The 26,134-nt window shown below is 65.5% G+C and carries 15 protein-coding genes and 1 tRNA gene; 4 read left to right on the forward strand and 12 right to left on the reverse strand.

The annotated features are described in order from the left end of the window. The first annotated feature begins 56 nt into the window (after positions 1–56). A complete protein-coding gene (locus ACO07D_RS18435) occupies positions 57–1,055 on the forward strand; it encodes an AraC family transcriptional regulator ligand-binding domain-containing protein (RefSeq protein WP_421704391.1) in 999 nt (332 codons plus the stop codon). 2 nt (positions 1,056–1,057) lie between these two features. On the opposite strand, the gene ACO07D_RS18440 is transcribed toward ACO07D_RS18435, so the two are convergent. After that, positions 1,058–4,057, reverse strand: coding sequence for an aminotransferase class III-fold pyridoxal phosphate-dependent enzyme (locus ACO07D_RS18440; protein ID WP_421704392.1), 3,000 nt, complete (start codon positions 4,055–4,057; stop codon positions 1,058–1,060). A gap of 267 nt (positions 4,058–4,324) precedes the next feature. On the opposite strand from ACO07D_RS18440, the gene ACO07D_RS18445 reads away from it, so the two are divergent. Further along, positions 4,325–4,399 (forward strand) — tRNA-Glu (locus ACO07D_RS18445). A gap of 123 nt (positions 4,400–4,522) precedes the next feature. On the opposite strand, the gene ACO07D_RS18450 is transcribed toward ACO07D_RS18445, so the two are convergent. From ACO07D_RS18450 to ACO07D_RS18460, 3 genes are all read right to left on the reverse strand, one after another. Then, the gene (locus ACO07D_RS18450) at positions 4,523–5,923 is read right to left on the reverse strand and encodes a TRAP transporter large permease (protein WP_421704393.1); all 1,401 of its coding nucleotides are present in this window, start codon (positions 5,921–5,923) and stop codon (positions 4,523–4,525) included. A gap of 11 nt (positions 5,924–5,934) precedes the next feature. Further along, a complete protein-coding gene (locus ACO07D_RS18455; RefSeq protein ID WP_421704394.1) occupies positions 5,935–6,567 on the reverse strand; it encodes a TRAP transporter small permease subunit in 633 nt (210 codons plus the stop codon). Positions 6,568–6,646: 79 nt separating this feature from the next. Then, a complete protein-coding gene (locus ACO07D_RS18460; RefSeq protein ID WP_421704395.1) occupies positions 6,647–7,657 on the reverse strand; it encodes a C4-dicarboxylate TRAP transporter substrate-binding protein in 1,011 nt (336 codons plus the stop codon). A 189-nt stretch (positions 7,658–7,846) separates the two neighbouring features. Here ACO07D_RS18460 and ACO07D_RS18465 point away from each other — a divergent pair, with 189 nt between their 5' ends. Beyond that, positions 7,847–8,275: a GFA family protein gene (locus tag ACO07D_RS18465; protein WP_421704396.1), complete on the forward strand. Its 429-nt coding sequence runs from the start codon at positions 7,847–7,849 to the stop codon at positions 8,273–8,275. Here the strand turns inward: ACO07D_RS18465 and ACO07D_RS18470 are convergent. From ACO07D_RS18470 to ACO07D_RS18500, 7 genes are all read right to left on the reverse strand, one after another. Then, a complete protein-coding gene (locus ACO07D_RS18470; protein ID WP_421704397.1) occupies positions 8,272–9,612 on the reverse strand; it encodes a sigma-54-dependent transcriptional regulator in 1,341 nt (446 codons plus the stop codon). The genes ACO07D_RS18465 and ACO07D_RS18470 overlap by 4 nt on opposite strands. Then, a complete protein-coding gene (locus ACO07D_RS18475; protein WP_421704398.1) occupies positions 9,609–11,339 on the reverse strand; it encodes a sensor histidine kinase in 1,731 nt (576 codons plus the stop codon). Before ACO07D_RS18475 ends, ACO07D_RS18470 begins: the two co-directional genes overlap by 4 nt. 47 nt (positions 11,340–11,386) lie before the next feature. Beyond that, positions 11,387–11,914 carry an invasion associated locus B family protein gene (locus ACO07D_RS18480; RefSeq protein WP_421704399.1) on the reverse strand — a complete coding sequence of 176 codons (528 nt, stop codon included), beginning with the start codon at positions 11,912–11,914 and terminating at the stop codon, positions 11,387–11,389. A 116-nt stretch (positions 11,915–12,030) separates the two neighbouring features. Continuing rightward, on the reverse strand, positions 12,031–19,200 hold the full coding sequence (locus ACO07D_RS18485) for an autotransporter outer membrane beta-barrel domain-containing protein (RefSeq protein ID WP_421704400.1): 7,170 nt from the start codon (positions 19,198–19,200) through the stop codon (positions 12,031–12,033). A gap of 510 nt (positions 19,201–19,710) precedes the next feature. Beyond that, positions 19,711–20,748 (reverse strand): diguanylate cyclase domain-containing protein, encoded by a 1,038-nt coding sequence (locus tag ACO07D_RS18490; protein WP_421704401.1) that lies wholly within the window; start codon positions 20,746–20,748, stop codon positions 19,711–19,713. Between the two features lie 62 nt (positions 20,749–20,810). Beyond that, positions 20,811–21,401, reverse strand: a complete 591-nt coding sequence (locus tag ACO07D_RS18495) for a heme NO-binding domain-containing protein (protein ID WP_421704402.1) — start codon at positions 21,399–21,401, stop codon at positions 20,811–20,813. Positions 21,402–21,587: 186 nt separating this feature from the next. Further along, positions 21,588–23,141, reverse strand: a complete 1,554-nt coding sequence (locus tag ACO07D_RS18500; protein ID WP_421704403.1) for a trimethylamine methyltransferase family protein — start codon at positions 23,139–23,141, stop codon at positions 21,588–21,590. A 178-nt stretch (positions 23,142–23,319) separates the two neighbouring features. Between ACO07D_RS18500 and ACO07D_RS18505 the strand changes: the two genes are divergently transcribed. Beyond that, positions 23,320–25,260, forward strand: coding sequence for an FAD-dependent oxidoreductase (locus ACO07D_RS18505; RefSeq protein WP_421704404.1), 1,941 nt, complete (start codon positions 23,320–23,322; stop codon positions 25,258–25,260). A 178-nt stretch (positions 25,261–25,438) separates the two neighbouring features. Here the strand turns inward: ACO07D_RS18505 and ACO07D_RS18510 are convergent, their stop codons facing one another. Continuing rightward, a complete protein-coding gene (locus ACO07D_RS18510) occupies positions 25,439–26,125 on the reverse strand; it encodes an HAD family hydrolase (RefSeq protein WP_421704405.1) in 687 nt (228 codons plus the stop codon). Positions 26,126–26,134 lie beyond the last annotated feature (9 nt).

The raw sequence follows: 26,134 nt of genomic DNA on the forward strand, positions 1-26,134 counted from the left end.
ATTGAACTGTATCGCAGACGATGCCAGTATCTTTCAGAATTCTGACAGAAAATGCCATGCCTGATATAACCGCCACGCCCATCCTGATCCCGCCGGCCTTCATCGCCGAAGCCATCGAATGTGGCCGCGTGGCGGGCGTGGACATGAGGGCGCTGCTGGCCGATCTGGACCTGGATGACGCGGCGCTTGCGCAGCTGGACGCGGACGGGTTCGGCCGCATCTGGCTGGAGCTGTCCTTTCGCATGGAGGACGAGTTCTTCGGCCTCGGCGCGCGGCCCATGCGGCCAGGCAGCTTTACCCTGCTGGGACACGCCACCCGCCAGGCCGCCAACCTGGAGGTCGCCCTGGCCCGCGCCCTGCGCTTTTTGACGATCCTGCTGGATGAACCCTCGGGTCGGCTGACCATCGACGGGCGGCTCGCCCACGTGACGCTGACGGAAAGCGGCCCGCCCCGATCGGCCTTCGCCTACCGGGTCTATTTCATCATCCTGCACAGCCTGAATTGCTGGCTCATTGGCGAGCGCATTCCGATCCGAAGCATGCAGTTTCGCTGCACCGAACCGCTGGGCACCAATGACTATGGCGACTTTTTCGGTGTGCCCGTTCAGTTCGGCGCCAAGGTCGGGCGCATGAGTTTCGAACGCAAATACCTGCGCAAACCGGTGAACCGCACGGAACGCGCGTTGAAAAGCTTCCTGCGCACCGCCCCCACCGCCTTCCTGTCCGGCTATCGCCATGATGACGGGATCAAGGCGCGGGTGGCGGCGGAGCTGTCGACCGGAGACGCGGAAGCCTGGGCGAGCCTCGACGAGATCGCCGCGAAACTGGGCCTGTCGCCTTCCACCCTGCACCGGAGGCTGAAAGAGGAAGGGCAGAGCTTCGGCGAAATCAAGGAGGAACGCCGCCGCAACCTCGCCGTCTCGCTTCTGAAAAAGACCGACCTGCCGGTGGCCGAAATCGCCGTGCGCGTGGGCTATGCCGAACCCAGCGCGTTTTTTCGCGCCTTCCACCGCTGGTTCGACACGACCCCGACGGCGATGCGGGGCCGTGAGTAAGCTCAGCGCGGTTCCACCTCGGCCAGGATACGATCCAGTACGGTGACGATCATGTCCACATCCTCGGCCTCGATGGTCAGGGGCGGGCGGATCTTCAGGATATTGTCCTTTGGCCCCTCGCTGCCGATCAGGATGCGGTGGTCGCGCATGCGGTTCTTGACGTGGGAACAGATTTCCGTGGCTTCCGAGCCATCCGACCGGATCAGCTCCAACCCCAGGAACAACCCCATGCCGCGCACGTCCCCGACGCAGGCGTATCTGCCTTCCAAGTCGCGCAGGCCCGCGATCAGGCGGTCGCCCATGGCACGGGCATTCTCCTGCAGCCCCTCGTCATCGACGATGTCCAGGACCTCCTTGCCAATGCGACAGGACAGCGTCGAGCCGCCGAAGGTGGAAAAGAACTCGATCCCATTGTCGAAGCTTTCGGCGATTTCTTTCGTCGTCGCCAACACGCCCAGCGGATGACCATTGCCGATGGGCTTGCCCATGACGACGATATCCGGCGCGGCGCCCTGGTGTTCAAAACCGAAGTAATAGTCGCCCAGACGCCCCAGCCCGGTTTGCACCTCGTCAGCAACGCAAACGCCGCCCGCCGCGCGGATTTTCTCATAGACCGCAGCCAGATAGCCCTTGGGCGGAATGATTTGTCCTCCGACCGAGGGGAAGGTTTCGGCGATGAAACCGGCCACCCCCTGCCCGCGCGCCTGCAGCGCCGCAATGGCCGGATCCACCAGGTCCGCGAAATTCTGCGCGCGGTCCGGGTCATCGCGTTTGAACCTGCCCCGATAGTCATCCGCCACCTCGACCAGCTCGACCCAATCTGCCTGCCCCGCCCCGCCAGGTTTGTTGAACTTGTAGGCCGAGATCGCGACAGCAGCATTGGTATTCCCGTGGTAGCCATGATCCGGCGTCACCATGCCCTTCGCCCCCGTATGGGCGCGCGCGAGGCGCAGGGCGAGCTCGTTCGCCTCGGTGCCGGAATTGACGAAGAAACAGACCTCGAACTTCTCGGGCAGTTTCGACAGAACCTTGTCGGCGAAGGCGGTCTGCGCCGGGTGCAGGTAGCGGGTGTTGGAGTTCATGCGTTTCAGCTGATCCGCCGCCACCGCCTGGATGCGTGGATGGGCATGACCGACGTGCGGCACGTTGTTATAAGCGTCCAGATAGGGCCGCCCCCATTCGTCGAACAGGTGATGTTTCCAGCCACGCACCAGCATGACCGGATCGGTGTAGGTGAGGCTCAGATTGCCGCCGAAATGGTCGCGGCGGCCTTGTAGCACTGCGCCCTTGTCCGTGGGCTGATAGAGCACCTTGCCATCGGGCAGGTTCAGCAGAGCCGCCGGGTTCGGGCAGATCGCGCGCCACAGATACATCTCATCCGGGTCGCCGACGCCGGGCCAGTCGGCCTCGATCCCTTCGGTGGTCAGGGCCAGCTGGAAATGCACATGCGGCGCCCATCCACCGTTTTGGCCGGGGTCGCCCAGACGGCAGAATTCCTGCCCCTTTTCAATCACATCGCCGGGGGTAAGACGCTCCAGGAACTCCGGGTTCAGGTGGCCATAAAGCGTATAGAAGGGATCACCCTCGGGCGTTTCATGGCGCAGGATGATCACACCGCCGTAGTCCAGGTGACCCTCACGATATTCGGCCACCACGACCTCACCGCGCAGGGGCGCATACATCGGCGTTCCGGCTGTGGCAAAGGCATCGACCGCCAAATGCACCGTGCGCCGGTCGCTGGCTTTCCATGGGCCCTTGCGAAAGGCCGGTTCGGCGTAGATCAGGCGCGGTTCGTGGTAGTAGCCCAGCCAGATGCGGCCACCATCCTCGAACTCCTCGCCCACCTGGGCGGCTTCTTCCAGAGGCATGTGGAACGGGTTCTGCGGCCAGGTGGAGTGCTCGACCGACAGGGACCCCATGGGCGCCTGCGACAGATCTTCCCCCATCAGCAATGCGAAATTTCCGCGCTCGGCATCGAGCCAGGCCAGCACGCGATCTGCCCCCTCGACCGCCGGCAGACCACAGGCGGCGCGAAGCCGGGCAGACAGCAGGCCGGGGTTCAAGTCATGGGCCTCCAGGAATCGCCAGGCCGGGGCCTGCGAGATCGTCACATAGGGATCATCCGGGTTGTCCGCCGCCATCAGGGTGGAGTTCACCACGCTCACCGCCAAACGCGCCCGCAAGAGCGGCCAGAGCATGTCGAGCTCCGCCGGTGTCAGCGGCGACACCGCGTGATAGCCCGAAACCAGGGTGGCCAAGGCGGCCTCGGGATCATCATGGCCCAGCACCAGGTAAGCCGCGGCGATGGCCAGGTCACAGATGCGCGGGGCGGCGCACATGTCGCCCAGGTCGATCAGGCCCGAGACGCGCGGCGCGTAAGGCGCGCCGTCGACCAGGATGTTGTAATCGTTTGCATCGTTGTGAATCGCCTGCACGGGCAATTCGGAAAGCGCCGGGCGGATCGCCTCAAAGGCATCATGAATATCCAACAGGAGCGCACGACGGAACGGATCGGTGATGCAGCCCAGCTCCTCAGCGATCCACCCTGCGCGCATCAGGTCCCATTTGAAATCACGTTCCAACTGCGGATGGGTGAAATCCTCCAGCGCCTTGGCCGTGCCCGCCAGCACCGCGCCAACCTCACCGATCAACGCCAGGGATTTGGGCGCGCTGTCGGCGTAACAGCGACCAGGCAGGCGTTCGATCAGCCAGACCAGGCGCTCGGCACCGTCCTCATCGGCCAGGCGCAGGAACTTCTCGCCTCCCTTGCTGGCAACCACCCCGGGGCTGGGCAGATCGGGCGCGCGGGTGGCGATATGGTCCAGCGCCGCAACCTGCATCTCAACCAGCCAGGGCGCGCATCCCGGCCGCATGGCCTTGAGCACATAGCCCGCACCATCCGGCGTTTCCGCCATGAAATTCAGGTCATATTCGCCGTCCAGCCGACGCAGCTTGGCCACAATGCCCCAATGCGCCTCAAGCGCGCGCGTCCAGTGATCCATCACATCCTCCCGAACCGCCGAATTTCCAGAAAGAATCCGGTCGTTCAAATCCGTTTTGGGGATTTGTTTCGCATCCCAGGACACAGCGCAAGGAAATGACGCGCCGCACTGACGTCTTGCCCGAATCCACCGGCACATCGTCGGCGCCACACCTGTGGAACGGCAAAAACCCGCCCCTTCCTCCGATGCGGAAAAAAACGTGCGAAGGCGCAAAATCCCTCTTGCACCCCTCGCGCCTTTTCCCTAGAACCCGCTTCACCACAGCGTGGCCCGTTCGTCTATCGGTTAGGACGCCAGGTTTTCAACCTGGAAAGAGGGGTTCGATTCCCCTACGGGCTGCCACTCCCCCCCCGGTCGAAACGTGTTGAACCAGACGGAACTGGTGTGTTCTGCTGTGACTATCCCTTTGTTTGTAAATAAAAAGGGCCGCAGCTTGTGCCACGGCCCTGCTGTGCTTCATGCTCCTCACACCTGACTGGGTAGCCAGAGCACGATCCAGGGGAAGCTCACCAGCAGCGCAATGGTGATCGCATCGGCGATGAAGAACGGGGTAACACCCTTGAACACGTCCTGCACCGAAAGGTCCTCACGCACCCCGGCGACGACGAAGCAGTTGAGGCCAATCGGCGGGGTGATCAGGCAGAACTCGGCCATTTTCACCACCAGGATGCCGAACCAGATTGCACACATGGGTCCGGACATGCCGAAGGTGCTGTCGGCGGCCGAGACGAACTCGCCCCCGTTCAGCGCCATCACCGCCGGATAGACCACCGGCAGGGTCAGGAGCAACATGCCGATCGCATCCATGAACATGCCCAGGACCGCATAGGCCAAAAGGATCATCACCAGGATCAGCATCGGCGACATCTGAAGCGACGTCAGCCAGTCCGAGAAGGCGCCGGGCAGGTCGGCAAAGCCCAGGAAACGCACATAGATCAGCACGCCCCAGATGATGGTGAAGATCATCACCGACAGCTTCGCGGTCTCCAGTAGAGCATCCTTCAACTCCGCCCACCGCATGCCACGAAAGAGCGCCATGAGAAAGACCACGAAGGCGCCGATGGCCCCACCCTCGGTCGGGGTCCCCCAAGCATCGCCACCGAAGGGGTTGTAGACGAAGAAGATGATCGTCACGACGACAAAGACGATGGGCAGCGCCGGGGGAAGCGAGACGAACCGCTCCTTCCAGGTGAACCCGGACACGGCCGGGCCGAACCCCTTGATCGTGACCGCCATGCCGATGATCAGCAGCCCGTAGATCACGGCAGAGAACGCGCCGGGGATGAAACCTGCCAGCAGCAGCTTGCCCACGTCCTGTTCGACGATGATGGCGTAGATCACCAGGATGGCCGAGGGCGGGATAAGGCTGGCGAGCGTGCCGCCTGCCGCCACGACCCCTGCCGCGAAACGCTTGTCATAGCCGATTTTTAACATCTCGGGGATGGCGATGCGGGCAAACACCGCCGAGGTCGCGACAGAGGCCCCCGACACCGCGGCAAAGCCTGCTGTGGCGAAGACCGTGGACACCGCCAACCCGCCCGGCACCCAGGCAAGCCAGCGTTTTGCCGCCTCGAACAGGGCCTTTGTCAACCCGGCGTAATAGGCGAGATACCCGATCAGGATGAAGGTCGGAATGAGGCTCAGCGCCTGGCTTGAGATCTTGGAATGCGGCACCTGCCCGGCGGTCTTGACCGCTACGGTCACCGCCTTGCCGAACCGCCCAGGATCATAGCCGAATTTCGCCCAGAAGATCCAGATCAGCCCAATGAGCCCCGCAAGCCCGGCAGCAAAGGCCACGCGCATGCCCAGAAGCACCAGGACCAAGAGCCCGCCCGAGACGACAAGGCCAATTTCAATCGGTTCCATATGCCCGCCCCTTACCTGTCGTGGCCCGAGACATGCTCGGCCTCCATCGCGGCCTGGGTGGCGGCATCGGCCACCAGCGGCACGGCGACGGGTGTGTCGTCATTGCGAATGAAGGCCCGCGCGAAGGCCCAGAGCTGCAGCACCAGCCGCGCGCAGAGCACCGAGAACGCCACCGGCGCCAGAAGTTTCGCGGGCCAGAGCGGCAGGGCGATGTCCATCGAGCTGTCGCGGCTCCACATCGGTGCGGCAAAATCGAAACTGCGCGCGAAATGCGCCCAGGTGCCCCAGACCAGCAGCACCATAAGCGCGAGGATCGCCAAGGTGGAGATGAACTCGACCAGATAGAGCACCCGCCCGCGCAGGGCGCCGACGATCATGTCCATGCGAATATGCCCGCCGTCACGTTGGGCAAAGGCGATGCCCATGAAGGCAATGAGCGGCATGGCCTGTTCAATCCAGTCGACATAACCCGGCAGGGGCTGGCTGAAGAAATTGCGGCCCGAGACCGAGACAACCGCCAGCACCATCAGCGAAAACACCGCCAACCCGCTGATCAACGCCAGCACGCTTTCCACGCGATAAAGATGCCCGTCGAGCCGCGACAAGCGGCTGCCATCGGACAGAACAAGAGAGGATCCGGCCATGGCGAACCTCCTGCAAGATGTTGTTATCGTTGAGAAACGAAGAACCCCCGCGCCCATTCGGGTGCGGGGGTGTCGGCGTTTACATGCCCTTGGCGATCATGCCGGTCACGAGGTCGTAAAGCTCCTGCGCCGGCAGGCCGCGCGCGGTGTTCTCCTCGATCCAAGTGGCGGCAGCCGGGGCGGCGGCGGCCTCCTTGAAGGCGGCAATCTCGGCGTCCGAGAAGGTCACGCGGGTGATGCCGCGCTCGTCCAGGGCCGGGCCCCAGGCATCCATGGTCTTGCCGTTGTAATTGGCCACGTAATGGTCCAGCGCCTCGTCGACCGACTCCAGCAGCGCCGCGCGATGGTCATCGGACAGATCGGCCAGCGCATCGGTGTTCACCACCACCGGGCAGTTCACCGTGCCCGGGTTCAGGTTGGTCGTCCACCATGCGGCGTTTTCGATGGTGCCGAAGGACATGTGCGCATGCGGCGCAAAGCTCACCGCCTTGACGACGCCCGAGTCCATTGCTTGGCGCACTTCGGTGGCGGACATGGAGGTCGGCACGGCGCCGACGGTCTCCATCGCCGCGCCAATGCCGCCGGTGGCACGCACCGACAGACCTTCAAAATCGGCGAGCGTCGCGGGCGCGTCGCCCACGCCGACCAGGTTGTATTGCGGCAGCGGCGAGGGCATCAGCAGCGTCGCGTTCCACCGCGCCAGGTCCGCTTGCGTGGCCGGATGGTTGTAGACGGCCATCGACAGTTCGATCTCCTGCTCCAGGCTTTCGACGCCCAGGAATGGCAGTTCCAGCACGGTGATCGACGGGTTCTTGTCGCGGTGATAGCCCGCACAGAACTGCGCCATCTCGAAGGCCCCGATCGAGATCCCGTCCAGGTTCTCGCGGTTCTTCGACAGCCCGCCGTAGGAGATGTTCAGGGTGAACTCGCCACCGGTCTTCTCCGAGACCAGCTCGGCCAGTTTCTCGACATGCTCGGTAAAGGCCCGGCGCTTGCCCCACAGGGACACGTTCCATTCGGTGGCCATGGCTTCGGTGGCAAAGGCAAGGGACAGGGCGGCAAGAGCCGTCCGGTTCAGAATGCGTCGCATGGTTTTCCTCCCGATTTCATGCGGATGTTATGGCCCCATGTTGGACCCAGCCCCGCCCCTGTGGCAATGAGGGAATTCGCGCGCAATACCCGAGCGTCCCTGCGGATATCCGCAGGGGCGTATTTCTGCGGGATGGACAGGGCGCGTGGGCCGGTGCACCCTCGGCGCAGATCGTATGAGGAGCGCGCCATGAGCAACCACCCTGCCCCCAGCACCCACGATGCCGCCTGTCATTGCGGCGCAGTGAAGTTCCGCGTGACGCTGCCCGACGGGCTGAACTCCGCCCGGCGCTGCGACTGTTCCTTCTGCAGGATGCGGGGCGGCGTGGCGGTCTCGGCCAATCTGGACGGGATCGAGTTTCTGGACGGCAAGGACCAGCTGACGCTTTATCAGTTCAACACCGGAGTCGCGAAACATTACTTCTGTTCGCATTGCGGCATCTATACCCATCACCAGCGGCGGTCGAACCCCAATGAGTTCGGGGTAAACGTGGCCTGCCTTGAGGGGGTGAGCCCCTTCGACTTCCCCGAGATCGTGGTCAATGACGGGGTCAATCATCCGTCCGACGGGGCATCGGGAAATGCCGGTGTGTTGCGGTTTATGCCAAGCAAGGGTTAGAGCAGCGCCTCCTTGTCCAGCCCCAGTTTGACGATCTTCTCGTTCAAGGTGCGCCGCCCGATCCCCAGTGCCTCGGCGGCGGCGTCCATGCGGCCCTCGTGGGTCTGGATCGCCTTGGCGATGAGCTCGCGTTCAAAGGCGGCGACGGCCTCACGCAGCGTGGCGGGCAAGTCTTCACCACCGGCGTCGCGGGCCAGCGCCTGCGCCATTGTGCCCCCGCCCCGCCGCGCCGCCAAAACCCGGCGTTCGCAGACATGGCGCAGCTCGCGCACATTGCCGGGCCAGTCATGGGCCAGCAGCACGGTCAAGTCCTCAGCGCTCAGTTCGGGCGAGGCGACCTCGTAGACCCGCGCCATGTCGCCCAGAAAATGCGCCGCCAAAAGGCTGATATCGTCCGGACGCGCGCGCAGGGGCGGCAGGGTCAGCACGATGGTGTTCAGGCGGAACAGCAGATCCTGGCGCAGCCGATCATTTGCCACGGCCTGGTCGATGTCCTCATTGGTGGCCGAAACGACGCGCAGGTCGACAGAGACCGGCGTCGAGGCGCCGACCGGCAGGACCTGATTGTCTTCAAGAACGCGCAGGAGCTTTGCTTGCACCGCGGGCGGACAGGCGCAGACCTCGTCCAGGAACAGCGTGCCCCCCGAGGCCGCGACCAGCCGTCCCTCTGCCCCGCCCGCCACGCCGAACATCTCGGCTTCGAAGGTTTCCGGTGAAAGGGCAGCGCAGTTCAGCGCCAGGAAAGGCCCATCCGGCGCGGCGCCCAGATCATGCAGCGCACGGGCGACAAGTTCCTTGCCCGTGCCGGTCTCTCCCAGGATCATCACCGGCACAGCGGTGTTGGCCAGGTCCAGGATATCGGCGCGCAAGGCGGTGACCTCGGCACTTTGGCCCAGCAACACTCGGTCGAGCCCCGAAAGCTGGCGCAGCCGTGCGGTCAGCCGGGCGTTCGATCGCCGCATACGCGCCTGGGCGGCTGCATTGCGCAGGACCGTCAGCAACCGGCGCGGCTCGTAAGGCTTTTCGAGGAAGGAATAGGCCCCGTCCTGCATCGCCTGCACCGCCAGCGGGATATCCCCGTGGGCCGAGATAAGCACCAAGGGCGGGGCCGTGACCGCGTCCAGATTGGCCAGCAGGTCCAACCCGGTCATGCCCGGCATACGCAGGTCGGACAGGATCACGTCGGGCTGCCAACGGGTCAGCGCATCTCCCACCTGGGTGGCACGCGACAGGGCACGGGCCTGCCAACCCGCTGCCTCCAGAAGCTCCAGAAGAGAAGCCCGCATCGAGGCATCATCATCCACGATCAGGGCCGAAAACGGCGGGTGGTCAGTCATGTTTCCTGTTCCTCGCTCTGCTCCGGGGCCGGTAGGGTCACGCGAAACACCGCACCGCCACCCTTCCCGTTGCGCGCCACCATTTCGCCCCCGTGGTCGCGTAGAATTCCGGCCGAGATTGCCAGGCCCAGCCCCATGCCCCGACCGCTTTCGCGCGTTGTTGTGAAAGGTTCCTGCAGCTCAGCCAGGGTCAATTTGCCCAGCCCGTGACCGGTGTCCCGGATTTCGATCCAACGGGTGGCCTCATCGCCTCCCAAAGTCAGGGTGACCTGACGGATTTCGGACCCTTCGACCGCATCCACCGCATTACGCAGCAGGTTCGTGACCACCTGTTCCAACCGAAAACGGCTGCCACGCACCAGGATTGGGCAGCCGGGATCGGGAGCGTCGATCTTGGCCTCGGCAGCCTCGATATTCGGCGCGAGCAGGCCAACCGCCGCGCCAGTCACTTCCCGCAGATCCAGCGTTTCGAACGGTTCCTGCCGAGGACTGGCAAAGAACTTCAGCTCGCGGGTAATGCCCTCCATCCGGTCGACCAACCCGCCCAACTTGCTGGTCACGGTCTCTGGTGCCTTGCCCGACAGCTCGGCCGCCACCAGATGGTTGCGCATGGCGGCAATCGGCTGGCCCAACTCATGGGTGACCGAGGCGGCGAGCTGTCCAAGGGCGGCCAGGCGCGAGGCGCGTTCCAGCTCGCCCTGAGTGCGGGTCAGGCGACGTTCGGCGGTGCGACGCTCGCCGATTTCCACAGCCAGCTGCTGGTTGGCGGCACGCAGCGCAGCCTCTTCCCGTTCCGACCGTTCCAGCGCCCGTCCCATGCGCCGCGCGCGCTGCACCTGCCACAGGATCAGCCACAGCGCCGCCAGGGCCAGCGCCGCGCCGGTCACCAGCCAGGCGCGCACGACAGCGCGGTCGTCAGCCACGAAATAGTGTAGCCCCCAACCGTGGGGCGGGGCCGCGCCGGTCAGATGCAGCAGCGCCTCGCCACCGATCTCGGCCCGCCGCCCGTCACGCGGGATCCAGTCCAGTGGCGCGAGGGGCTGGTCAGGAAACTGCCGCGCCTGTTCGATCCGCGCGCGGGTCTCTGGCGCCAGTGGGTTCAACACACGGTAGCGCCAGCCGGGCACCGAACTCATCAGCACTACACCATCCTCATTGGCCAGCAAAACCTGCTCACCAGATCGCCGCCAGCTGTCTTCCAACCCCGCCAAAGCGACCTTGATCGCGATCACCCCAACCAGTTGGTCACCGCTGCCACGCACCGGGTCGGCGATGAAATAGCCCGGCAGGCCGGTGGTCGCGCCGATGGCGTAGAACCGCCCACTCTGCCCGGCCAACGCCTGCTGAAAATAGGGGCGGAACGCATAGTTGTGGCCGATGAAGCTGACATCCTCCCCGGCGTTCGAGGCCGCGACGGTCAACCCGTCCGGCCGCATGAGATAAATCGCATCAAGCCCCGCGCGGCGGGCGAAATCGGCCAGACGACGATTAAGCGCATCGGTATCCCCGCCCTCGGCGGTGGCAATCACGAAGGGATCGCGGGCCAGAACGTGGGTCAGGTGCGAGAACCGCTCAAGCTCCGCTGTCAACGTCGAGCGGTATAGTGATAGCCGCCCCTCGGCGCGGCTGAGTTCCTCGGAGCGGAAATAGCCATGGGACAGGCGGAACAGACCAAAGGCGGCCGCGAGGGCCGCCAGCAGGATCAGGATCAGGGACAGCCGACGCATGGGTATCATGCGTGGCCCGTCCGGGTTCGGAAATCAAGAGCTGCGGGTCAGCTGCCGCAGCATTCCTGCCCCAACCGCGTCAGCGCGCCGCTGAAACCGGCAAGCGACAAGGTAAGCGACAGGTCCTGCCCCGCGGTGTCCACCAGGGTGACCTGGGCCTCGGCCCCGGCCTGCAGGCTCTCGATCTGCGGCTCGGACAGGACAAGCGCCGCGATACAGCCCGACGGCAGGCAAGTTTCGTAGTCCAATGTCGTCAGTTCGGTCCCGTCGACACCCAGTTTGACACCTTCACTCAGCTTGAGCCCGAAGGGTGTGACCAGGGTCAGCCCGGTCTCTCCTTCGGCCTGACGGATCAGCACCGACAGAACGCGCCGACCGGTATCCGCCTGGTTGAGGTCCTGCACCATTTCACAGACCTGCCCCGCCTGTCCTTCGACCGACGCGCAGCGTACGGTCCAGTCCTGGTAGGTCACTGACAACGAGCTCGGCGCCGCCTGCTGGGCCTGAGCTGCAGGCGCAAATCCCAAAGTAAGAGCGGCAAGAAGAGACGCTACCCGCGTCATACGATTGTTCATAGTCATAACTCCTATCTTGCCCGCAACGGGCCCCATTCAAACAGCATCGGCCAACATATTGATCCGTCGCCACAAGACTTGCCGCATTTCCCGACACATGGCCAGCCCTTTCCACCCTACCAGGCCAGGCGCAGCCCCAATGAGACGCCCAGGCCGCGATCCCCCGGCGCCCCACCGCCAAGCGGCTGCCGGTAGCTGCCCTCGGCATAGAATTCGTGCCCCTTGGCAAAGGTCCAACGGCCGCCCAGCCCGACCTCGCCCCAAGTGCGCGGGGCGGCGGCGGTCAGTTCCGCTCCGGCGACCTCAACCTGATCCTCACCGGACAGGTCATGGCTAACCCCCAGCATCACGTGGAACGGATGTCGCCGCGTGCCGTTGCCGGTGACGTCGTGCCGACCTGTTTCGCCCGCCGGGCCGAACTCATAGGTCAAGGCCACGCGCCCGGTCAGGCTGTCATTGCGACCCAGGACGATATCATTTCCGAGGCTGTCCTCACCTTCGCCGGCCTCAACCCGGGCAAAGCTCAGTTGCACTTGGGGCACCAGCGCACCATGGTCTCCCAGCACAATGCGCTGCCCCGCGTCAACTCCCAGGGCCCAGACCGTGCTGTCATGTGCCGTCAGCAACGGGCCGGTCGCGCTGCTGGTCAGATCGGTCTTCTGCCAGCTCACGCGGCCCTGCAGGTCCACCCAGCTGCCGCCGTCACCCAGCCAACTCAGCGACGCGCCCAGCCCCCAGCCCTCGGCATCAATCGCTGCCTGGCCAGTTTCGGACGCCACCGTGCCCCGCACAATGCCCGAATGGATCGAGCCACCCAGAACCCAGTGCCCGGCACCGCTTGTAACCTCGGAGCGCAGCTCGATCCCCGCCTCGAGCCCGGCCGCCTCGCGCGAGGTGACATCGGCGCCCGACTGGGTCACCAGGCTGGTGTCCTGCACATCGCCGCTGAACCGAAGCCAACCGGCGAAACGCCCATCCGGCGACAGGCGCAACCGCGCATCCTGGCGCATGGCCAGGGTCGGCATGAGGCCAAAGCCGCGCAGGACCGAGGGCGTGGCCTCGACGGAGGACGACATGATCGAGAACCCTTCGGCCAGCACCCATTCGCCCGCGCTGGTCAATCGCAGGTCGTAGCCGAAGGCCCCCTTGTAGATCGGTCCACCCGCCAGGACGAAATCGCCATCCCCTGTGGCACCGTCCACGTCGACCAGCACGACCGCCGCGCCAGTGGCATCGCCCACCGAGACATCCTCGACCGCCAGAACTGTGGGCGTATCGCCCGGCAGCACGTCGCCGCCGATGGTCAATCGGTCCGCTGTGGCGGTAGAGAAATCCACGTCAACGAAAACGACCCCGCCACCGCTGAAATCCCCGCCCACGGTCAAGGCGTCGCCGACCACGCCGTTCTGCATCCCGAGCTGCCCGGACAGGGTCAGCCCGCCCGCCAGATCGACCCGCCCGCCCAGCAGGACCAGAGCCGCCTCGGCCCCGATATCGACATGACCCGCCTGCCAGGCCCCCGCGCCAATGCCCAGCACGGTTTCGCCGGTCAGGGTGATCTCCTCCCAACCGATCAGGGCTTCGGCCAGGAAGCCCTGGCTCACATCCGCCAACAGCAGCACATCCCAGCCATCCGCGCCGAAGGCGTCGCCGCCCCCGTCCAGAAGGGTGACCAGGGACAGGTCCGCACCCGCGATCGACAGGCTGTCGTCGCCTTCGCCCAGGATCACCGCACCGTCGATCACCGCGCCTGCGGCCACCGTTGTCACGCTGTTGCCCGCATCCGAGGTCAGCGCCACCGGCCCGCGCAGGGTGGCCCCGTCGCGCAGGGTGACACGCGACAGGCTGCCCGTTTCGCCAAGAACCGCCAAGGCGACGTCGCCGGCCACGGTTCCGGACAGATCCAACACCGTCTCGCCGCCGGTCACATTTCCCGTTCGCAACCCGATTGCACCGCCGACAACCTCACGCCCCGCGCCCAGAGTCAGGTCAATCCGACCCGCCTGTTCGCGCATCAGATCCAGCCCCACGCCCGTATCGACGGCAATGTCCCCGGTCGGGGTGAAGATCAAGTCCCCGGTCCCGCCATGCACCGCGACCACGCCATTGTCGCTTGCGGAAACCGCCGCCGTTGTCAGGGTCAGATCGCCTGCCCCGCCCCCGGTCTGGATCATCACGCCAGTCCCCGCGCTGACGTCGACCGCGCCGGACAGGTCCACGTCGACCGAGCCCGTGCCCTCGGCCAGGAGCGACACCCCCGCGCTGCCGCCCGAGACAGTGCCATCCAGGTCCAGTGTCACCGCGCCAGAGGAAACGCCGGTCGTGACCTGCACCCCTGCGCCACTGCCCGCCTGGATCGCCCCGCTGGCGGTCAGGCGCATGTCCCCAGCGCCCCGGTGAATGACGCCGATCCCGGTCTGGTCGCCCGTCACCTCCGCCAGGGCAAGGTCCACGGCCAGCCCGGGCAAAACCGTGGCGGGAGCACTACCCGGAGCCGTTGTTTCCACCACGACGCCGTGGCCGCCCTGTCCAGAAATCAACCCAGTGGCGGTGAGGCGCACACCTCCCGCGCCGCTGTTCAATACACTCACCCCGGTGCCAGCACTGGCCGAGACATTGCCCGCCAGCGACAGGATGATCGGGCCGCCTTCACCGGTCACGTGCAGCCCCGCCAGAGTGCCTGAAATCGTCCCGCCGGTTTGGGTCAGGGTAATCGCACCGGCTCCGGCAAGTTGCACGCCATAACCGTCCTGCCCGGTGATGTCCTGAGCCAGGGCGACATCCACCTGCGCCGCGCCGGTGGAGTTGACGCGGACACCGCTTGTGCCCGCCGTTACCGTCCCGCTCTGATCAAGGCGAACCACCCCACCCCCGGCAGAGTTCAGCACGACCCCGTCGCCATTGGCCTGCACCCCGGCCAGATCAACCGTAACCCCTGCACTGTTCGCGCCCGCCTCGACATAGGCACCATGCCCCGCGTCGCCGCGCAGGAGGCCGCTGGCCGCCAGAACCGTTTCCCCCGCACCGAGGTTTGAAAGGCTGACGGCCGATGTCGCCGCCTCGACCCCGGTCAGACGAACCTCCAGTTCGGACGCAGCACCGGACAATCCGGCCACAACGCCCGCGCCGGTACTGGCCCGCACCATCTCCTGCGCCACCACCGTCAGACTGCCGCTGCCAGCCTGTGTCGCCTGCACCCCGACCAGACCGCCGGTGATCACCCCAGCCGCCTCGACCGATATCGCGCCCTGCTGATCCGCCGTGCCGCCGACCACCAGCCCTGCGCCGGAACCTCCACTGACTGGCCCTGCGAGTGTCAAGGTCACCAGCCCCTGCGCGCTGGCCGAAAGATCAATGCCGGTGGTGCCGCCGGACACCTCGCCCACCTGCAGAACCGCGCCATGCACTCCGGCCCCCAGTTCGACGGCCAGCCCGGTGCCCGTCACGCCCTGGATCACACCCGAAGCGGTCAGGCGCACAGTGCCGCCCTGGGCACCAACCACGACGCCATGCTGACCACCCTCGACCGCCGTGCCGCTGTGAAGGGTCGCGGTCAGCCCGCCGCTGACCGCCCGGGTTGCCACAGCGCGCACCCCGATCCCGTCAGCCGCGCCCACCGTGACATTGCCCCCAACGCTCAGGTTCAATGCCCCTGCCCCGTCGTGCGCTGCATCAACGCCGAACGTGCCAGCCGCCACGTCGCCGAAAACCGAAAGCGTGCTGCCACCGGTGCCCAGATTACGGGCCATCAACCCGGCGCCAGCGCCTGTCAGCCCCTGTGTCGTCACCGATAGGTCCGTGCCCACCGCCCCGGTCTGCACCACGACAGCATCACCCGACCCACCGTCGATCAGCCCATGCGCAATGACCGAGGTCACATCGGCGCCGATATTGTCCACCGCAATGCCGCCCGCCCCACCGGAAACCGCCCGGGTTTCGACCAGGATACCACCCAGCCCCGGCCCGCCATCGGAATTGCGCGCCACGAGGCCGATCGCAGTGCTTCCCGTGGCCTCGACCAGCCCCTGCGTTGTAACCTGAATCACCCCGGCCTGGCCCTTGTGGTCGACCAGAATGCCCCCCGCCTGGCCGCTGACCGCTGCAACATCCACGGTCACACCACCCTGCGTGGTCACCCCCTGTTCAACCCACAGCCCATGCCCCGTCGCGCCGGTCAGGGTGCCGTCCGATAACACCTGAACTGCACCAAGCCCCTGGTTCAAAATGGAAATACCATTCACAGCGCCTTCGGCAGACCGCAGGCTGATCCCGACATCCCCGCCCGTGCCCGAGATCTCGGCCCGCAGCCCGTCGCCTGACAAGCCGCGTACCGCGCCGGTGCCGATCACTGACAGGCGCCCGCCGCTCACGCTGGCCCCGATACCGTGGCCGCTGCCCTCGACCAGAGCACCCAGCCCGACGGTTGCCGTTCGCGTGCTGGCCACGCTGCCGCCGGTCGACACAAGGGTCATGCCATGTCCGCCGGTCCCGCGCACCGTTGCGCTGGAATGCACAGCCAAGGTCACGTTTCCCGCCCCCTGATGGGACAGCGCGACGCCATTGCCGCCAGCCCCCTGGACCAACGCGCCAGATGTGACGGTCAGGCGCGACTCGCCACTGCCCAGATTTTCGGCGTAGATCGCATCTCCCTGACCACTGACCCCGGCCACGGAAAGGTCCATCCGGCCACCCGTCGCACCGTTCTCGACCCGAACCCCTTCGCCCCCGGCGCCAGTGATCGTGCCATGCGCATCGAGGACCAAATCGCCTGAGCCTCCGTTCACCGCATAGATCCCGCGCGTTGCTCCGTCGACCGTGTCCTGCGTTGTGATAGAGACACCGCCTAGGGTGCCCGGGAACATGACCGCATTGATTGCCGTAATCCCGGCGTCTGCCTGGCCCGCCACGGCGCCCGCGGCGGTGATGTCGAGGCCGCCTGCCATGCCGTCATGTATGGCGCGAATGCCGCCCTGCGCGCCGGTGACCTCATCCACGGCCAGGATCATCTCGCCACTGCCCGTGTTGCCGACCCGGGCCGAGATACTGTCACCAGCGCTACCCGAGATCGCGCCGGTTGCAGTCAGCCGCATCTCGCCCGTACCATCCTGGGTCAGGACAACACCATGGGTTGCGCCCGAAACCGAAGTGACCTGGACATCCATCCCTCCGCCACCGCTGCGGCTTTCGGCAATCAGCCCAGCCCCCGTGATCCCCTCGATCGTCCCGGCGGCCGCGACCTCCAGCGTGCCGCCGTGATTGACCAGATGCGCACCATCCGTGGCTCCCCGCAACAGGCTGCCGACGCCGGTCACCAACCGCAATGTGCCGGTTCCGAAATCCGTCAGTACGACCCCGGCATCCGCCGACGAGAGCGCGCCGCCCTGCAGATCGACACTCAAACCAGCATCGCCAAGGGTGGCTGCCTCAACGGCCGAACCGCTACCCCCCTGCACCAACCCGGCAGAGACCACCGAGATGCCTCCAGCCCCCTGATTTTCCAGCAAAACCCCTTGCATGCCACCAGTGACCGCACCGGTCGAGAGGACCAGATCCCCACTACCACCGCTCTGCACGACCCGAAGGCCCACCCCCGTTGTTCCGGTCATGTTACCCGCGCCGATCAGCGTTACACCGCCGTCGTCAACCGCGACATCCAGCCCGTCCTGCGCACCGGTCAGGGCCACTCCGACGGCGACATCAAGCGTCGCGCCGCTGCTACCTCCCTCCACCCGAACGGCATCATCGGCGTGACCGGTCACCGCGCCCCCGATTGTCGCATCCACAGACCCATCGGGGGCCGAAACCACCAGCCCTTCGCCGCCGCTGACCGCACTCGATCCGGTGACCACCGTGACGCCAGCGGCATTGCCCGCAGACACATCCACCAGGATGCCGGTCCCGTTCACCAGGTCGGTTGCGCGAATGGCACCGGCGCCGGTTTCGACCCGCGTGCTGCCCAAGCCCCCTTGGGTCAGGCGAATGCCATATGGCTGGCCGGTCACCGCGCCAGTGGCGGTGATCTCGGCACCTCCGGCCCCGCCAGAGCCCAGCACGGTCAGGTCGATCCCCGACCCTGAGCCGCCCGCAACCTGGCCACCGGACGTGATCCGTGCCGTGCCCACGCCTTCGAGCCGCGTGTCGATCCCGCCGGTGGCGCCGGACACATCCGTGACCGCAACGTCCAACCCGGTGCTGCCTGGTCTGGCGACGGCTTCTATGCCCACGCCACCGCTGGAGGCCACCGCCCCATCGAGATCGAGGCGCAACAGCCCCGCCGCGCTTTCGGCCAGGACGCCGCCCAGGGCACCGGCAATCACACTGCCGGAGACCGATGTCAGCTCCAACCCGCCCGCACCGAACACCCCATTCGACAGGTCGAGCCCATAGGCATTCAGCCCGGACACGTCGCCGCCAACCGCAACCGTAACCCCGGCGTGTCCCGCATTCACCGCCGCGATCCCCGTGCCCTGGCCAATGACCGCGCCGGTGCCCGTTGTGACCGACACCGTTCCGGTGGCCCCGGCGGTATTGCCAACGGTGATTGCCGCTACGTCCAGAGCACCTCCGCTCAACCCGCCGCTGACGCCTCCCGCGCCGGTCGTGACGCTGAGCAGGCCGGTGCCCTGCTGATCCACGGCAATGGCGCCTGCCTGATCCGAGGTCACGGCACCCGTAAGGGTCAGGTTGATGTCACCACCATGGCCTGTGGCCTCGATCCCCGTACCGCTGATCGCACCGATGGAGCCGGTCAGATCCACGAGGATACCGCCCGTAGCTCCCAGGCCAGGGCTGCCGCCGCGCAGCACCCCACCGCCTGTGGTGCCCGAAATGTTCGCAGTTCCGTCCAGAACGATCGCTCCACCCGCCGAGTTCGACAGGTCGACCCCCACCCCGCCGACGCCCGCGCCAATCACCGTACCGCCCAGGGTCACGTCCACCGCACTCTCCGGGGTCGTGTTGGTGACACCAAGCGCTGTGCCCTCGGCGCTGAGCAGGGCAAGTCCCGACCCGTTCACCACCACGCCCAGCCGCTGGTAAAGCGCGATCGCTCCCAGCCCGGTACTGTCCGACGTGGTCAGGCCGAAACCGGGCGCCAGATCCACCACGACCGGATGACCCGCCACCCCACCCAGAAACGCCCCGGGTTCACCGCCCAGCGCAGCACCGCTACACAGCCATTGCCCGTTGCCCTGATCGGCGCAACTGCCCGCCAATGCAGGTCCGGCCCCCAGTCCCACGCAGCCCAATGCCAGGCCCAGCGCGCTGGACAGCAGGCACGAGGACATGAGCGTGGAGCCAAGCTGCCTCCCTGTCTGGTTGGGGAAACCCGTCAAAACCTGAAGAGCGGTCGGCGCCAAAAACCCACACCGCATCTGCGCAGGCACGCCAAAGGCGCCGAGCACCCTTCGCGTCCCGGTTGCGTTCTTGTCCTGCCGAAAGGGCCAGCCCGTTGCGGCAGCTGCTGCGGGCCTGACGGTCATGCGCCGCCTACTCCTCTTACGGGTCGAACCCTGTTCCCCCGTCCCGGCCAGACATACTCCCGGGACCAATCGCTCTTCACAGCATAGGGCGGCTTGCCGGTGTCATACCTGTGGCCTACCGCTCCAATGAGGTTCTAGCACAGCGTGAAAGACGGGCAAAATAGGGAAAGCATCAACACCTGCAAGTGCCGTACCAGGGGTCGCCGTGCTTTGCGCTTATTTTTCAGATAGTTCTCCTGGCAGGCCGGTGCCTGACCCCGGACACAAGACCGGCAACCCCCGGATGTATCCTCTGACGCCCCATCATTGGAATTGCTATTCTGCGGCTTCGACCCCGTCCTGCAGATCGGAAAGAATCACATTCTCCTGCCCGGCTGCATGTCCTTCCCCCCCCGCCATGGCCTGTTCAAAGAAAGTGGCTTGGGCGCGCCCACCGTCCTTGGAGGCATAGAGGGCGATGTCGGCATCCTCCAGCATCTGGTCTGCCACGGGCGTTGCATAGAGGGTCGACTCCACCATGCCGATGCTGGCCGAGATGCGACAGACGTCGCCGCGAAAGTCGACCGGTTCCTCAAGCCGTGTGATCATGCGCTCGGCAACGGATTGCAACCGATCACGATCGGTGAGGCCAGGGAAGATCAGCACGAACTCATCGCCACCAACCCGCGCGACCGTGTCATCCTCGCGGGTTTCTTCCAGCAGGATGCGTGCCACCTCTTGCAACACATGGTCGCCCGCCGCATGGCCCAACGTGTCATTGACCGCCTTGAAGTGATCCAGATCCAGATGCATCAGGGTAAAGGGCATGCGACGGCTGATCAGCCGGTGCAACACCTCATTGAGTGACAGGCGGTTGGACAGGCCGGTCAGCATGTCGGAGCCAGCCCGGGCCATCGCCTCGTCCTTTTCGCCTTGCAGCTTGGTCGACAGTTGTCCACTGGCGGCCTGGGCCAGAGATTTCGACTCCATGATATAGAGCATGTCCAGGGTCAGATCGGTGGGTGCAAAATCGGAACCCGCCAGGCCGTAACGCGCCACGGCATCGATCACCGAGACACCGAAGCTGAGGTTCAGTAGCACCTGGTTCTTGCCCGGCAGGCAGACCGCCGTGCCGATCAACTGCGTCGCGTGGGCATCCCGCAGGCGCACGTAGATCTTGACCCCTTCATTGGCGCAGACATCCGCAATCGACTGGATGCGGCGCGGACGGCGCAGCTCGAAGGCCCGCAGAAAGCTCTGCCCCTCCATGTCCGGATAGGGCAGCACCTTGGCCAGGGTTGGCCCCACGTGGCGGATCACGCCGCGGGCATCCACCAGCAGATTCATCGGCATCATCTGATCCAGATTGGCCATCTTCAGGGCAATGCTCGTACCAGGTGTCAGACCCTGCATGCGTCCCCGTGTCACCTGTTTGTTCATCCGCCTGCTCCCACCGCCAGATCGAAGGCGCGCCCTTCCTGAAACCCTGTGTCCAGAAGGCTGATCGAGATCGTCTCCTCCTGCCCGGTGCGTCCCACGTAGTCGAGCAGCGCCAGCGCACCGTAGTCATCCGCCAGCGCGCGCAGCATGCCCAGGAACACATGGGCGAAACCGGCCATCTTACTGGTCACCGCCAGGGTGTATTCGCCACTGCCTTCTTCGTTCAGTTCAAGCTCCGGCAGCTCCAGTTCCTGCACCGCAAGGCGAGCCCGGCCCGGCAGGTCATCGAGCGAATGCAGGAAATCCTCGTAATCCACACCGCCGAACCGCAACAGGCGCCGCACCCGTTCCGAGCTTTCGTGGGTCACCATGAAGGTGCCCAAGTCTTCCAGCAAATCCTCGCGCGGCTTTTCCAGCCGCGCGGAGGCCACGGCGAGCACACGGTCGGTCAGCTCATCCGCATAAACATACATGGGCTCGAAACTGTCGAACCCGCAATCGATCTCCTCCATCACCGCAGCCCAGTGCCCGTCGCCATAGGTGCGGCGGAGGAAGTTTTCCAACGACCTGTTGATCAGACCGTGCATGTAACTCACCCTCTGCTAGTTTCAGGCAGGTTACGTGGCAGGAGTTAAGAAACGGTTCGTTCCTATTCGAAAGGAGATATACGCGATCACGGATATGTGAGCGAACCACGCCCGGGCCAGACTAAAAAGAAAACAAGACCTTCCGATGACGAAAGGCCTTGCGCGGATCCAACTGCCGGTATGGCGTCAGAAATCCGTGGGCGCGCCACCTTCGACCTTGCGCCGTTCGACGAAAGCTTCCAGCTCCTCGCGGTTCGCCTCGTCCATCGGCGGGGCCTCGAACTCGGCGATGATTTCCTTGAACTTGCGATGCGCCCGCTCGGCCGTCCATGTACCGCCGTTGACCTCCCAAGCTTCATAGTTGGCCCAGTCCGACAGGAAGGGCTGGTAGAAGGCGGTCGTATAGCGCTCCTGCGTATGCTGTGTGCCGAAGAAGTGGCCGTCGTTCCCGACCTCACGGATTGCATCCAGCGCGATATCGTCAGGCGACGTAGACCAGGTCACCGGCTCCATATAGCGCTGGATCTGTTGCAGGATCTCGCAATCCATGACGAATTTCTCGGGGCTGGCGATCAGCCCGCCTTCGAGCCACCCGGCGGCGTGATAGACCATGTTGGTGCCCGACTGCACCGAGGCCCAGAGACTGTTCGAGGTCTCCCACACGCTCTGCCCATCCGGCACATTCGCGGCACAGACCCCGGACGAGCGCATCGGCAAGCCATAGAACCGCGCCATCTGCCCGGTCATCTGGGTCGACCGCATGTATTCCGGCGTACCGAAGGCGGGCGCGCCGGTCTTCATATCGACGTTGGAGGTAAAGGTGCCAATCACGCAGGACACGCCGGGGTTTACATATTGCGCAAGCGCAATGGCGCAAAGCCCTTCGGCCAGAGATTGCGCGACGGCACCTGCCATGGTCACCGGGGCCATGGCACCGGCCAGCGTGAAGGGCGTGACCACCAGGGCCTGCCCGCGCCGCGCCAGCCGCAGCCAACCATCCATCATCGGGAAGTCGTGCTTCAAGGGCGAGGTGGAGTTGATGTTCGTGTACATCTTGGGCGAGGCCTCGAACTCCTCGTGGCTCCAGCCCCCGGCGATGCGCACCATCTCCATCGCATCCTCGACCCGTTCCTTGCCCAGGCTATAGGCATGGGGCACCTTGTCGGTCAGGGTCAGCTTGTCATAGAGCACATCCAGGTGGCGCACACTGGCATGAACGTCCACGGGTTCCACCGGATAGCCACCGGCGAAATGGATGCAGTTGAAATACTGTGTGAGTTTCAGCAGGTTGGCGCATTGTTCGCGGTTGCCGGGCACCTTCTTACCCAGCTCCATGTCCCAGTAGTTGGGCGGAGAAGACACGTTGCCGAAGACCATGTTCCGGCCACCGATGGTGATCTTGCGATCGGGGTTGCGCGGTGTGATGTCGAACTGGCTGGGGGCCTTGGCGACCATCTCCATGATCCAGTCGCGCCCCATGCGCACGTTGTCGCCGTTCACGATGCAACCCGCCTCGCGCAGAAGCTCCTTGGCCTCGGGGTTGTAGAACTCGATCCCGATCTCTTCGAGGATGGTCATCGCCCCCTCGTGGATCGCCTGGATGCCCTCATCCGTCAGCGGTTCGGTGGGCGCGTCCATGTTGACGGGGATGCGCCAATCCATCTGCTGGATCGCGCCTGCAGGGCGGGCGTGGCCTGCGCGGCCACCGGAGCGGCGGCGTTTGGGTCGGTCTGCACACATGGTCGGCTCTCCTGTTCGTTTCACCCACGATGGCGGGCTAGGAGGCATGCGCCAATTCGATTTCCGACAAAGGATGTCGTTTTTAGCTGAAGGGCTGCCGCATGGGGGCGTCGATTTCGGGAAAACTTCTTGCCTCGGCCACATTCAACTCCCCAGATATGCGGGAAGGAGGACAGCCATGACAGCCACCCTTTTCACGCCCCTGCGCCTGGGGCCGATGGAGATCCGCAACCGCATCGTGTCGACCGGCCATGATACAACCCTGCCGGTGGATGATCGCGTGAACGACGCGCTGATCGCCTATCACCGGGCGCGGGCGGCAGGTGGCGTGGGGCTGATCGTTTCCCAGGTCACCGGGGTGCATGAAACTGCGCGCTATACGTCGCATGTCCTGATGGGAGTGGATGACGGCTGCATCCCCGGTTTCACGCGGTTGGCAAAGGCGGTTCAGGCGGAAGGAGCCAAGCTGGTGGTGCAGCTGTTTCACCCCGGTCGCGAAATCATGGAGACGTCGGACGGCACCCTGCCGGTGGCCTATGCGCCCTCCGCCGTGCCCTCGGAACGGTTCCACACCATCCCCCGTGCCCTGAGCACGGGTATGATTGCCGAGATCATCGCAGGCTACGGCGCGGCCGCCGCTCGGATGGAGCGCGCTGGTGTGGATGGGGTCGAGCTGGTCGCCTCGCACGGCTACCTTCCTGCGCAGTTCCTGAACCCGAATGTGAACCTGCGCGAGGATAAGTGGGGCGGCACGCTGGAGAACCGCGCGCTCTTCCTACTCTCAGCCCTGGCGACCATCCGCGCCGCCACCGGGCCGGGCTTCGCCGTCGGGTTGCGGATTACCGGCGAGGAACATGACGATTTCGGTGTTGAAGGCTCGGACGTCCTTCAGGCAATACAATGGGCTGCTCCCCTCCTGGACTATGTCTCAATCGCCGAAGGCAGCTCCGCCACCCTGGGCGCCTCGGTGCATATCGCCCCGCCGATGTTCTTCGACCCGGGCTATACCGCGCCCTTTGCGGCACGGGTGAAACAGGCCGTGGAAGTGCCGGTGATCGTTACCGGACGCATCAACCAGCCACAGGAGGCCGAGGCGGTGCTCTCCGCCGGGCAGGCGGATGCCTGCGGCATGACCCGCGCGCTGATCTGCGATCCGAGGATGCCGGTGAAAGCCGCCGAGGATCGGTTTGACGACATCCGCGCCTGTATCGGTTGCAACCAGGCCTGTATCGGGCATTTCCACAAGGGCGTGCCGATCTCCTGCATCCAACACCCGGAGACAGGGCGAGAGCTGTCTTACGCCGCCCTGCCCCCGGCGGAGCCGGTGAAGGATGTTGTCGTGGTGGGCGGAGGCCCCGCCGGTATGAAAGCCGCTGCCGTCGCCGCCGCGCGCGGGCACCGGGTGGTGCTGCACGAGGCCGCGGCGCAGCTGGGCGGTCAGGCACTTCTGGCCCAGGCCCTGCCCGGCCGGGCCGAGTTCGGCGGGATCGTCACCAACCTCGCACGGGAGATGGAGCTGGCCGGGGTGGAGGTGCGCCTGAACAGCCCGGCCTCGGTCGAGATGCTGCAAGGGGCCGAGGCGGTGATCCTGGCCACCGGCGCTACCCCGCGCATTCCGGATGGGTTCGAGGCGGATGAGGCCCATGTCGTCACTGCCTGGGACGTGCTGCGCGGCGAAGCCAACCCGGGCGGATCCGTGGTGATCGCCGACTGGCGCGCGGATTGGATCGGGCTTGGCCTGGCCGAGGCAATGGCGGCGGCGGGCCGCCGGGTGCGGCTCTGCGTCAACGGGATCGCGGCGGGGGAGCTGTTGCAGAGCTACGTGCGCGACACGATGCTGAAACGGGCGCTCACGCTCGGGGTGGAGATCATTCCCTATGCGCGGCTCTACGGCGCCGATGGCACCACCGGCTATTTCCAGAACATCGCCACCGGCGAGGCGATGATCCTCGAAGAGATGGACACGCTGATCCTGGCCCAGGGGCACCGCTCCGAGGACAGCCTGCTGGCAGAATGCGAAGCGGCGGGCCTGCCGGTCACTGGCATCGGCGACTGCATGGCTCCCCGCACGGCGGAGGAAGCGGTGCTGGAAGGGCTGCGCGCGGGCTGGTCGATTTGACGATCCCACAAATCAGGGTGCCTGAAAGCCCGTGCAGGGCTTGCAAAAACCAAGCGCAGAGAGGCCCCCCATCGGTCGGCAGCGGTCCGAATGGACCGCGAGAGGTGAAAGCAAAATTATTAAATAATTTTCGGTGGCGCGGCGATGGCACGGTTCTGACGAACCGTGCCCACCAGCCTCATCCGCGCAGCCAGGCCTCCAGATGGCCGATATTCGGCAGCACCACATCTGCATGCGGGGCGAGCTCCGCCTCCCCGGCGATCCCGGTCAGCACGCCCACGGTCTGCATCCCCGCCGCGCGACCAGCGTGCAGGTCGTGCAGGCTGTCCCCCACCATGACCACCCGCGCAGGGTCCAGCCCTGTCTCGGTCGCAAACCCCAGGCACTGGCCGGGTTCGGGCTTGAACCCATGGCCGCTGTCATAGCCTGCCACGAAGTCGAACTTCTCTAGCACGCCCGCCCCGCCCAGATGGGCCAGTGCCGGGGCCTCGGCGTCATTGGTCGCGACGCCCAGCTTCAGCCCCATCGCCTTGAGACCGTCAAGGAAGGGGCCCAGCGGCACCGCCTCTGCCTGAGGCGTTTTCGAGGCCTCGTCGTTCAACGCGGCCTCCAGCTCGTCCAGTGGCATGTCGATATGTTCGCCCATCGCCACGACGATTTCCTCGGGCGTATAGGCGATGACCAGGCTGTCCGGCGCGAATGTGCCCGTGTCGCGGTCATACCCCATGACCTTCGCCACCCGATCCGCATAGGCTGCGTCATCGCCACAGAGCCGCACCAACACCGCCTCGGCCCAGCTGGCCCATGTGGCGCCGAAGTGAAACAGCGTGCCGTCCTTGTCGAAAATGACTCCATCTGCGCGCATGGCCACCCC

Source organism: Aliiroseovarius sp. (genome assembly GCF_965228805.1).
Taxonomy (GTDB): domain Bacteria; phylum Pseudomonadota; class Alphaproteobacteria; order Rhodobacterales; family Rhodobacteraceae; genus JASBTN01.